Origin of the sequence: Donghicola tyrosinivorans, assembly GCF_003003355.1 — a bacterium.
Taxonomy (GTDB): Bacteria; Pseudomonadota; Alphaproteobacteria; order Rhodobacterales; family Rhodobacteraceae; genus Donghicola; species Donghicola tyrosinivorans.
Map to the genome: position 1 here is coordinate 97,929 of NZ_PVTQ01000008.1, position 10,738 is coordinate 108,666.

The following is a 10,738-nucleotide window of genomic DNA, read 5'->3' on the forward strand; positions in this document are numbered from 1 at the left end:
GAAAGGGGTTGCTTAGTTCGCCAGTGCCTGCGCGCGGCTGACCAGCGCGTCACCGCCCGAGACCTGCTCGGCGAAGGCGGCGTAGATCGGCGCAGATGCGGCGATGAAGGCGGCTTTGTCGGCGGTGTTCACCTCCATACCGGCGGCTTTCACCTTATCGACCAGCTCATTGTCGGCTGCTTCACCTTGGGCCAACGACCAGTCCTGCACTTCGGCGCCAATCTCTGCGACGGCAGCCTTCACGTCATCGGGCAGCTTGGACCAGCTGGCCATGCCGCTGGTCAGATAGGCGGGCGAATAGACGTGGCCGGTCAGGCTAAGGTATTTCTGCACCTCTTGGAAGTTCGCGCCGGTGATGTTGGTCAGGGGGTTTTCCTGCCCGTCCATGGTGCCGGTTTGAAGCGCCACGAAGACCTCAGAGAACGACATGGGCGTCGGGTTCGCGCCCCATTCCTTGAACATCGCTACGCGCCATTCGGACGAAGGTGTGCGGATCTTCAGGCCCGCAAGATCGGCGGGGGTATTGATGGGACGGGTGTTGTTGGTGATCTGGCGGAAGCCGTTTTCCCAAGTGGACAGCACCTTCAGGCCCGCCTCTTCGGCTTTGGGGGCCAGATCGGTCTGGACGATCTCGGCATCGATCGCCTTCAGGTGATCGCGGTTCTGGACCAGAAACGGCATGTCGAACAGGGCAAATTCGGGCGCGACGTTCGTCATGATCGACGAGATCAACGAGAACTGCACAGTCCCCAGACGCAGCTTCTGCATCAGTTCCTTTTCATCGCCAAGCTGGCCGTCGGCGTAGAATTCCACCGTATGGGCATCGCCCAGTTTCGCCTGAAGGTCTTCGGCGAACTTGGCCGCGCTGCGCCCTTGCAAGCTGTTCGAGGCCGCACCGACCGCAACGATATAAGTTTCGGCCACAGCGGGCAGCGCCAATAGCGAAACGGTGCCAGCCAACAGGCCCGCCATCAGGCGGGTACGCGAATGTTTCATGATTTTCCTCCTCCTGGGACAAGGGCACCTTTTTCGGATATCCTCATCATGTATTTTGTATACAAATAGAAAGTATCGACTGGCAATGCATATCTTGCTAATGTGGGCCACCCGCCGGAAAAGTTGCCTTAAGCGAATAAAAACAACGGACTAAGAATGGTATCGTCACTGGAAATCGAAAACCGCTCGCTGCACGATCAGGTGGTCAGCAAGGTGCGGGACCTGATTATCGAAGGGATTTTGGAGCCCGGCTCGCGAATCGACGAGGCTGATCTCATCCAGAAGTTGGGTGTTTCGCGCACCCCCTTCCGCGAGGCGCTGCGCACGCTGGCCGCCGAAGGGCTGGTGATCGTGCGCCCGTCGCGGGGCAGCACCGTGCGCAAGCTGACGACTGAGGATGTGTTTTCCATGCTGGAAGTGTTGGGACACCTGGAACAACTGGCGGGGGAACTGGCGTGCCAACGCGCCTCCGATCAGGACATCGCGGAACTGGTCGATCTGCACAACAGGATGATGACCCGCTACGCCGCCCGTGACCGGATGCCGTACTATAAGATGAACCAGGAATTCCATTCACGGCTGACGGCTCTGTCCCAGAACCAGCCCTTGCAAGAGATGCAGGCCAACCTTCAGGCACGGCTAAAGCGCATCCGCTATATCGGCAATGAAAAGCCCGAATACTGGGCGGGCGCGGTGGCCGATCACGAAGCGATGGTTGCCGCCCTCAAGGAACGGGACGGCCCGCGCCTTGGCCAAGCCATGGCGACCCACATCAAGAACACGTGGGAGCGGGTGAAGGACAGCCTTTAACCTAGGCTGCCCTTGGACGCTGGATCAGAACCACAGCAGAAGGCGCAGGTAATCCACCAGACTGCGCGAGGCCAGCCACCACACAGGCCGCGTTCCGGCCGAAATTTTGACCACCCCCGTCATCCCCGGCACCCACCAATCAGCGCGGGTGTCAGGATCGCTCATCCGGACGGGAAAGACGTTGTCGGCATCCTGCACCTCGGGCGCGGGGACCGCGCGGGCCACGGACATGGTAAAGGTGTCCTTGGGACGGGCCAGCAGGGTCAGTTCCACCGGCTGACCGGCCGCAATAAAGCTAAGGTCTTTTTCCGATACCGCTGCCTCAACATACAGCGACGACAGGGCCGAGATTGTGACCTGACTTTCGCCGCGTCGCACGGCCTCGCCGATCTTCTTGGCAGGCTCGCCTTCGACCACGACGCCGCTGATGGGCGCTTTGGCTGCGGCACCGGCCAGCTTTTGATCGATCTTCAGCAGCTTGGCCCGCAATTCATCCGCCTTGGCCTGCGCGACCAGCATTTCCGACAGCTGGTTGACCGAGCGCCGGATTTCCGCGTCCCGGTTCGACTGCGCCAGTTCCGCGATCAGCGCATTGCGTTCCAGCACCAGTTCCGAAGTGTTCAGGGTGAAGATCACATCGCCCTTTTCAACGACCGAGCCCAGAATGATCTGGCTGCCTTCGATGAACCCGTCATAGGCCGCACCCACATAGGCCGAGGCATCGGTCTTTAGCACCGCCGTGGCCGACAGACGGAACGGCAGCGGGATGAACATCGCGCCGACAACTGCCGCCACAAGCGTGCCCATCAGCAGCTTGCCCGCACCACTGCGGGGCTTCAGCGCCTTGGGAATGGATCGGGCAATCTCACGCCCCATACGCACCAGCAGCCATTTGGTATTCTGGGCGTGCCAGACCAGTGGGGCGATCGCCATCTCACAATATAGGCGCAAGGCCCACTGTTCCGCGGTCGAGAATTGTTGACGCTGACGTTCCAGCGTCACCGCGCCCAATTCCGTGGTCTGCCCATCGGCGCTGCGCTGCATCAAGGGCAGCGTCAGAATGTGGCCCGGTTTGACCATGCGCACATAGGCCTCATGGGCAGTGCTGACCTGCTTTTGATCAGTGGCAGGTAGCATGACCTCTTTGTCTTGGGTCAGCGCCTCTTGGCCTGCCTCTTCCAGCAGCGATGTTGCCTCGGACCGGCGGGCGACCTTTTCCGAATGGCTGGTGGCCCGCAGCCGCAGCCCCTCAAACGCCCGCCACGACAAGGAAACTGTTTCACAAGCGAACCGCTCTGACAGGTCATTCACAAAGGTCAGTGCCGCCTGATCAAAGCTGTTTGCGTCCAGCACCCGCCCCATGGATTCCAGCGTTTGCGCCAGTCGGGTGGCGTCACGCGCCCCTGATTTCGCCTTGCGCAAAGAATCGAACGCCTGCGGCACGCAGATGAATCCGGTCAGCTTTTGTAGGCCCGCCACTGCCGCCGCCGCGCCGCCCATATCCGCGATCAAGACGATCTGCTGGCGCGGATCAGTGGTCTGCAATTCGGCCAAAGCCAATGCCGCCCCCGCGCCCTGCCCCACGGTCACGCCGTCACGGGCCAGCTTTTTCAGTGCCGCCAGTGACAGCACCTCATCCACGGGAACCGCCGCCGCCGAGGGCACCTGCGCCAGCATCTTCCACGGAGCGGGATCGTCGGACACAGGCCGCCAGACCAGCCAGACCGCCCGCGCGTTCAACTGGCGCTGCACAGTCTGGATCAGCACCGGCCAGAACGCCGCCGGAGCGCCTGCATACTCGGCCAAAGCCGCCAGCGCCGCGCCATAGTCCGCATCGAGGGTCGCAGAATGTGCCGTCATATCATGCTCTTTTCGGTTTCGATCTCGTTCTCGAGCGAGGCTTTACGTTGTTTATAGGCCAGATGTTCGGCCCGCTGCTGTGCCAGATACAGCATGAATCGCGCCATCATCTGAGGGGCCAGACCGGCGCGGAAACTGGCCGCCCACAGGCGGCGCAGGACGGGCGGCAGGAACCGCATCACCACATCCTCATCCAGCGCCACGTAGCGCATGAAAATCCCCGGATCGCCCTGACGCGCACAGCGCCCGATCAACTGCCGGTCAATGCGCGAGAAATCGTTGGTTTCCGCGATGATCACATGCAACCCGCCGTTTTCACGCACATCGGGGGCGATTTTGATATCAGTGCCGCGCCCTGCCATGTTGGTGGCCACCGTGACCGCACCAGCTTGACCTGCACGGGCAACGATTGCGCTTTCCTCGGCATCGTTGATGGCGTTCAGAATCTCAATCGGCTGGTCTGGGGCGCCAAAGGCAAAGGCATCGGCCAGATCATCGCTGGTCAGAACGCTTTTGACCCCGATCAGCACCGCGCAGCCCTTGGCCGACAGCCCGCAGGCGTCCTGAACGATGGCGTGCAGCTTTTCCTCATTGGTCGCAAAGACCCGATAGCCAAGGTTCTGCCGCCGCGACCGCTGGTGCGTGGGCACAGGCACAATGCCAAGACCATAGACCTTGCCGAGCTCGGCCTTGGCCTCTTGCGCGGTGCCGGTCATGCCGCCGATCCGCGACAGGCGCTGGAAATAGCGCTGAAAGCTAAGACGCGCGCGCACTTCGCTGGGGGGCGAGATTTCCAGGTCCAGCGCGGCCTCAAGCACCTGCTGCATCCCTAAGGACAAGGTGCGTTCGCGGGCCAGTCGGCCCGTCAGTTCATCCACAAGAACAACCTTGTCTTCCTGAATGATGTAGTGCTTATCCCGCACCATCATATACATGGCGTAAAGGGCGGTATTCACCAGCTCCTCAGCGCGGTCGCGGCGCTGCCAGAAGGGGCCAGCGTCCAGCACCATTTCCGCCACGCGCTGACGGCCCGCACGGGTTAGCTCTACGCTGCGCAGTTCCTGATTGACGGTGTAATGTTCGGTCTCTGTCAAATCGCGGGCCAGTTCCACCGCCTTGACCGCCGCAGCGGCCAACAAATCGTCAGGCTTCGGGGCCGAGATGATCAGCGGCGTCACCGCCTCATCAATCAAGACACTGTCGGCCTCATCCACGATCACCTGATAGACGCCGCGCATGACGATGCCGCCAGCCTCGCCCTTGCCACCATTGCGGGCGCTGGCCAAGGCGTGTTTCAGCCGCCCCGCCTTGCCTGCCAAGGCCAAACTGTCGCGCAGATGATCCGCCAGCATGTCCCGCGCGGTGCAATAAACGATCTCATGGCTGTAGCCCGCCCCCCGCGCATCGGGCGGCGTATCGCCGGTGACCGAGGCCGCCGTGACCCCGCAAAAGGCGAACAAATCCTGCCCCAACTCGCAATCGCGGGACGCAAGGTACTCATTCGCGGTGATCACATGCACGGGCATCCCGCGCCACGCCGCTGCAATAGCGGAAAGGTTGGCAGTCAGGGTTTTCCCTTCGCCCGTGGCCATCTCGGCGATCGAACCCTCTAAGATCGCGAAGGCCCCGATGATCTGTTCGCGGTGGGGACGAAACCCGAGGACACGGCGCACCGCCTCATTGATGCCCGCCATGGCCTGCACGTCGGCGGCGCTGATCCGCGCCGATTGAGCGTTGCGTTCGAATTTCGACAGGGCGCGTAGCTCGGCCAGTTTGGCCTCAAGCCCCGCCTCATCCAGATCCTCAAGCCCCGCTCGCGCGGCGATCACCTGATCGGCCAGCTTGCCAAGGCGGGCCAAGGGGCGTTGCAGGCCCAACAGTTTGGTCTGCAATGTCGCCCCGTGACGGTCCAGCCACAGGCGTTTGTATTCCGGCTGGTGGGTGCCCAGAACCTGAAGCGCGGCGTTCGGCACGGCGCAAGCCTGCTGGCCCTGCTGCCAGTCGCTGTCCCCTGCCGTCGGCAGACCGGAGTATTTCCCCAAAATCTCGGAAAGGGCGCGGCGCTGCATCACAGTTTATACCGCTTCTGGAAGAACTGGCGCAGCCCGTCATAGGCCCGCAGCCCCAAAGAGCGTGGCGGCAAAGACACCCGCATCCAGCCGCGCCGCCCGTCCAGCAACGCCTCATCCACCGGATCGCTGGCCAGATCTGCGACGATCAGAAAGAACCGCTCGGCCGCTTCGGGTTTGTCGCGGTTTTGCAGGTCCATCGCCACATCACCCCCCGCCAAGGGCGACACCGCCACCGAGGGCAGTTCCTTTTGCGAAAACGGAATGACGCTAAGCTGCGGGATCGCCAGCGTATGGGCGCGCAGGCCCTCAACCTTGACGGACGCTTCATCGGCCCGCATGGCCGCAATTTCGCTGGCGCCTTGCTGTTCCAGAATGGCGCGGAACTGGTAGTCCTGCGATTTCGAGATCGCGCCGACCTCGGCCCCGCGGGACAACCACTGACCGGTGTAGGCCCGCAGTTCCGGCGCAACCCATGTGCCGTCATGGGGCGCGTAGATCACCAGTTTGCGCAGTTCGGATTCCAGATGGGCACGGGTGGTCTGCATGGTGTGTAGTTCCTGCTCGATCGCGGCGTAGGTCTGGCCGCCCTCGGTCAGGGACTGGTTCATCCGCGCCTCAACGCCCGCGATCTTGGCCTGAAGACCCTGCAACTCCAACTCAAGCTCGGGGTTGCTGAGCTGCATGACAACCGCGCCTTGGGCCACGTGATCGCCATTCTGCGGATAGACCGTTTCCACGATCCCGTTCAGGGGCAGGAAGATGCGGGTTTTCTCACGATCCTGCACCACGCCATCCAGAACCCGCGAAAAGGGCAGCGGGACAAAGGCGATAAACAGCGCCATTGCCAGAAATACGCCGCTGGCGCCCAAAACTTTTTTACGGTGTTTCGCCATAAAGCGCGGATCCCGCACAGGTTTAAGGAATTTGGCGACCGGCGCCAGAAATGTCGAATAGGCCAAAGCCGCAGCCACCGCCAAGCCCAAACCGAAATACTGATCGGCCACGAATTTCACGATCCCGATCATAATCAGAATTCGGTAAAAGTTCGAGGTAAAGAAAAAAGCCGCTAGAAAGAATTTTCGCCGCCCAGAGACAGGATGCAATTGGGTTTCCGCCTCGCCCAGAATTTTGGTGCGGAAAAGTTCGGTCACCTGTTTTTTCGCAGCTTCATGCAGGTTCGGAATCCCCGTTATATCCGAAAGGATATAATAGCCGTCAAAGCGCATCAGCGGGTTCGCGTTAAACAGCACCGTATAAACCGCCGTCACGAACATAAGGTTCGTGGCCACCTCATTTAACGGGCCTGGGGGCGAATAGGCCCAGACAATTGTGGCAATCGCACAAAAGAAGGCGTCCGAATACATGCCCGCCGCGCCCACCGCCGCCCGATGCCATTTGTTCCGGAACGACCAACTGGCCGAGACATCCGCATAAGGCAGCGGCGTGAACATCAGCAGCATAAGGCCCGTGGTCCGCACATGCCCGCCGTAGTATTTACACAAGGCCGCGTGGCTGAATTCATGCAGCACGTGGGTTGCGAACATCGCCAGATACAGCGGGATCAGGTTGCTGATCTGCAGGATATTCTGGCTTTGGGCAAAGGCGCGGTCCGAGGCCAGCAGGAACTCGTACCCCGCCCAAAGGCAGGTCGCCAAAACCAGAAGGATCGCCGGCAGGCTGTAGATCGCGTTGATCAGTGGCAACAGCCGCTTGAGCATCGGCTCAGGGTCCAGCAACGGAATGCGCAGGAACAAGAGCTCTGATATCCGCGCGGCCAGCGGCTTTTTCTTCTTTTGCAGCGCCCGCTCCAGCAGGCGCTCTTCACTGACGCCGCCTTCCACATAGACCATATTGGCCCGATACAGCGCCGCGATCAGATCAAAGAAATCCTTCTGCCCCGGCGCGGTCTTGGGCGAGATATCGACGAATTCGCGCCAGATCTCATGCAGGGTCTGGTTCGGGCGGATGCGCTGCACCAAGGCGTGGGTTTCGGGCCGCGCACGGAAAAAGCCCGCGTGAATAACCTCGTTGTAGACATAGTAGACCTCACCACGGAACCGCTGCTGGCGCACCTGCACCGAGGGGCGCAGGCCAATCCGCAATTCGGCAATCCGGTGCCACTGGTCGTAAAAGGTCTGCTTGGCCATCCGCGTCCACGCCCCGCGTTAAGGGGCCGACACCAGCACGGCATTCATCCCGGGCCGCAGCCAGTCATGGGCTTCGTCGATCAACACCTTCACCTCTTGCAGACCCGAGGCCGAGTCCACCACAGGCGAGACAAACTTGACCGTCCCGTCCACCGCCGCACTGCGCGAAGTGATCTGAACCTGCACCTTCATGCCTTTACTCAGGCGGTCGGCGTAGGTCACAGGAATACTGGCCTTGAATTCAAGCTGGCTCAGGTCACACAGCATCATCACCGGATCGTTGGCCTGTGCGCTTTCACCGGTCTGGATTTCAATCTTGCTGATGATGCCTTCACTGGGGGCGACCAGCGTGCGACGGACCAGATTTTCCTGCGCGGTGTCATAGTCCAGCGCGTTGATCTTGGCCTGCGCCTCAAGGCGCGAGATTTCGATCACCGCCAGTTCATGGGCCAGCGTGCGGTTCTGCACCTCTTCGCGGCTGATGCCGCCAGTGCTGGCGTGCAGACGTTCCGCCGCCTCTTTCTGGCGCAGGGCAATATCGGCGCGGGCGATGGCAGCACGCAGTTCGGCGTCATCCTCCATCACGGCCTGACGGCGCAGCAGTTCGATCCGCTCGACCTCTTGATCAAGGCGCATCAGAACGTCGCCCGTCTTCACGGTCTGGCCTTCGTCAACCAAGGTGGTCTCGACTAGGCCCGAGACCGCAAAGGCCAGCTCAAGCTCGGCGCGGCAGGTGGTAAATCCCCCCAGCACCGGCGCGGTCGAGGAAAGCCCCACGGTCGCATAGTCCACCTGCGGCACATCTGCCGCCTGCGCCCCCGCCGTCACCGGCAGGGCGCACAAGGCAGCCGTTTGCAGCAAACGCCGGAACGGGATCATTCAACCCCCATCCGCGACAGCAAGGTGCCACTGATCTGAGAGGCAAGATAGCTGGAAAGGTTCTGCTGTGCGATGGCGTCCCGCTGACCTTCCTTGGCAATGTAATAGGCAAGCTCGCGGTTCAGAACCTCAACCTGCGAAGACTGGCCCGCCTGCGCGCGCTGCTCTTCGGCTTTGTAAAGGTCCCAGTATGCGTCCACCATTTCAGACTGCTGGCGGGCCTGATCGTTGGCACGCTCCAGAATGCCCTTGATGCCGTTCATCTCGCTGGCAATGCGCTGACGGAAGGCGTTCATGGTCAATTCTGCCTGCGTTTCCCGCAGCTTAGCGGCCTCAAGCTGTTTCTGCTTGGTGATGTCACCCTTCAGACCACGGCGGAATTCAAAGCCCGCACGCCACGAATGATAGGGATTTTCGCGGCCATAAAGGTCACGGAAGGGCACATAATGATCGGCCAGAAACGTCTGCTTGGCGTCGATCTTCATGTTGAATTCGGGCTTGGCCTGATTTTCCGCGATCAGAACGTTCATCTCTTCACGCTCGATCCGCAGAGCGTTGATGCGGGTTTCCGCCCGCTTTTGCACCGCCGCATCGGTCGAGACCAGACGCGAGGGGCTGATATACTGCGCCGCAGGGGCCGACAGGGAATCCGAGGGCATCCAGCGGTTCGGCTGCATGTCCTGTTCAATCGCAAGGAAGAAGATCTGGAACGCGCCGATCTGTTCGTTCAGATCCTGACGCGCTTCGGTCAGCAAGCCGCGCTGTTCGGCCACTTTGGCCGCCGCTTCGGTCAGATCGGCCGAGCCGCGCAGACCCTCACCGACCTGCACCCGCATCTCTTTTTCCAGCGCCTCGGCGGTGGTCAGAGCCTTCTGGCGCCAATGCACCCGCGATTGGGCGCGCTGCACCATGAGGTAGGTCTTGATAGCGTCAAAGGCGCGCTGGGACTTCACCAGACGGCTGGTCTCTTCGGCGATTTCCTTGTCGATGCGAGCAATCTCGATGGGGGCTTTGTTATAATCAGGCCCCGCATTGCGCAGCAGCGGGATAATGAACGACATGCCGACCGCCGCCGAGTATTCGGGGCTGGGACGGGCCGCAGGTTTCTGCAGCGAGTTGCGGGTCTTATCCATCTCATAGAAAAGATCCATCTTGATGCCGGCCTGGTTCTTGCCCTCGACCCCGACGCGCACCTTGGAGACGTCAGATTTATAGGGGTTCGGCGTGCCGGTGGAATCCAGCCCCGTGCCGCGCGAACGGTATTCTTCGGCGCTGGTCTGGGTGTATTCGAAATTGCGATCCACAGTGCCGTAGGCCTGCGGTTCAAAGACACCCCACGCGCCCAAGGCCTCTTGTTCGGCAAGAGCGATTTCCACATCCTGCGCGCGGATGGTTTCGTCCGACACCGAAAGAAGCCGGACGAAATTTCTCAGGCTCAGGTTCCCGCTGGACAGGTTGATGTCAGCGGGAATTCGGGCCCTTACGGACTCATCAGAAAACGCCAGATCAGCCGAGGGTTTTTCAGGCATTCCCTCACACGCCGCCAAGACAGCTGTTATTGCAGTTCCCAGCAGCAGGATTTTCAAGCGTTTCATCATTTTGTCCTTATACGATTTTGCCAACCTGCTTTTCGTATTCGTTCAGAACACGTTGCAGCGTTTCAGCGAAGCTTTTTGCAACAGAAGGGGTCAGGATGATACGCGAGGACAATTCAATCACGACCTCGTCTTTCACCGCACCCCAGGTTTTATTCGTACCGAACAACAGTGTGACTTCGTCTTTGCTCATGCCCACATTGGCTACATTGGCATAGTTCGAAGACATATTGGAATCGTCAAAACGCACTTTCACGTCGCGTGTCGCAGTTTTTGCGGTCGCTTCTACGGTTTCTTGAATTTTCTCGTCCATTTTCTGCTCTTTCTTATCAGCCATTAGTGCCTCCCTTAATCACATGATTGGAATTGTCTGACCAGA

8 protein-coding genes are annotated in these 10,738 nt (G+C 60.6%); 1 reads left to right on the forward strand and 7 read right to left on the reverse strand.

The features are described from left to right. Window positions 1–12 precede the first annotated feature (12 nt). Complete coding sequence (locus CLV74_RS12680; protein ID WP_106265325.1) at window positions 13–996, reverse strand: TRAP transporter substrate-binding protein; 984 nt, start codon at window positions 994–996, stop codon at window positions 13–15. Window positions 997–1,152: 156 nt separating this feature from the next. Here CLV74_RS12680 and CLV74_RS12685 point away from each other — a divergent pair, with 156 nt between their 5' ends. After that, a complete protein-coding gene (locus CLV74_RS12685; protein WP_106265326.1) occupies window positions 1,153–1,806 on the forward strand; it encodes a GntR family transcriptional regulator in 654 nt (217 codons plus the stop codon). Between the two features lie 24 nt (window positions 1,807–1,830). Here the strand turns inward: CLV74_RS12685 and CLV74_RS12690 are convergent, their stop codons facing one another. From CLV74_RS12690 to CLV74_RS12715, 6 genes are read right to left on the reverse strand one after another with little or no spacing between them, the layout of a single operon-like run. After that, the gene (locus CLV74_RS12690) at window positions 1,831–3,666 is read right to left on the reverse strand and encodes an efflux RND transporter periplasmic adaptor subunit (RefSeq protein ID WP_106265328.1); all 1,836 of its coding nucleotides are present in this window, start codon (window positions 3,664–3,666) and stop codon (window positions 1,831–1,833) included. Then, the gene (locus tag CLV74_RS12695) at window positions 3,663–5,735 is read right to left on the reverse strand and encodes a preprotein translocase subunit SecA (protein WP_106265330.1); all 2,073 of its coding nucleotides are present in this window, start codon (window positions 5,733–5,735) and stop codon (window positions 3,663–3,665) included. The genes CLV74_RS12690 and CLV74_RS12695 overlap by 4 nt, the downstream gene beginning before the upstream one ends. Continuing rightward, the gene (locus CLV74_RS12700; protein WP_106265332.1) at window positions 5,735–7,885 is read right to left on the reverse strand and encodes a biotin/lipoyl-binding protein; all 2,151 of its coding nucleotides are present in this window, start codon (window positions 7,883–7,885) and stop codon (window positions 5,735–5,737) included. The genes CLV74_RS12695 and CLV74_RS12700 overlap by 1 nt, the downstream gene beginning before the upstream one ends. A gap of 18 nt (window positions 7,886–7,903) precedes the next feature. After that, complete coding sequence (locus tag CLV74_RS12705; protein ID WP_106265334.1) at window positions 7,904–8,764, reverse strand: efflux RND transporter periplasmic adaptor subunit; 861 nt, start codon at window positions 8,762–8,764, stop codon at window positions 7,904–7,906. Further along, the gene (locus CLV74_RS12710; protein ID WP_170108042.1) at window positions 8,761–10,359 is read right to left on the reverse strand and encodes a TolC family protein; all 1,599 of its coding nucleotides are present in this window, start codon (window positions 10,357–10,359) and stop codon (window positions 8,761–8,763) included. The genes CLV74_RS12705 and CLV74_RS12710 overlap by 4 nt, the downstream gene beginning before the upstream one ends. A gap of 10 nt (window positions 10,360–10,369) precedes the next feature. Then, window positions 10,370–10,696, reverse strand: coding sequence for a DUF3467 domain-containing protein (locus CLV74_RS12715; protein WP_211299045.1), 327 nt, complete (start codon window positions 10,694–10,696; stop codon window positions 10,370–10,372). Window positions 10,697–10,738 lie beyond the last annotated feature (42 nt).

What these genes read in the sequence shown, in the direction of transcription:
- CLV74_RS12680 (WP_106265325.1), bottom strand. Translation starts at nt 996, where the DNA reads ATGAAACATTCGCGTACCCGCCTGATGGCGGGCCTGTTGGCTGGCACC.
- CLV74_RS12700 (WP_106265332.1), bottom strand. Translation starts at nt 7,885, where the DNA reads ATGGCCAAGCAGACCTTTTACGACCAGTGGCACCGGATTGCCGAATTG.
- CLV74_RS12705 (WP_106265334.1), bottom strand. Translation starts at nt 8,764, where the DNA reads ATGATCCCGTTCCGGCGTTTGCTGCAAACGGCTGCCTTGTGCGCCCTG.
- CLV74_RS12715 (WP_211299045.1), bottom strand. Translation starts at nt 10,696, where the DNA reads ATGGCTGATAAGAAAGAGCAGAAAATGGACGAGAAAATTCAAGAAACC.
- CLV74_RS12710 (WP_170108042.1), bottom strand. Translation starts at nt 10,359, where the DNA reads ATGAAACGCTTGAAAATCCTGCTGCTGGGAACTGCAATAACAGCTGTC.
- CLV74_RS12685 (WP_106265326.1), top strand. Translation starts at nt 1,153, where the DNA reads ATGGTATCGTCACTGGAAATCGAAAACCGCTCGCTGCACGATCAGGTG.
- CLV74_RS12695 (WP_106265330.1), bottom strand. Translation starts at nt 5,735, where the DNA reads ATGCAGCGCCGCGCCCTTTCCGAGATTTTGGGGAAATACTCCGGTCTG.
- CLV74_RS12690 (WP_106265328.1), bottom strand. Translation starts at nt 3,666, where the DNA reads ATGACGGCACATTCTGCGACCCTCGATGCGGACTATGGCGCGGCGCTG.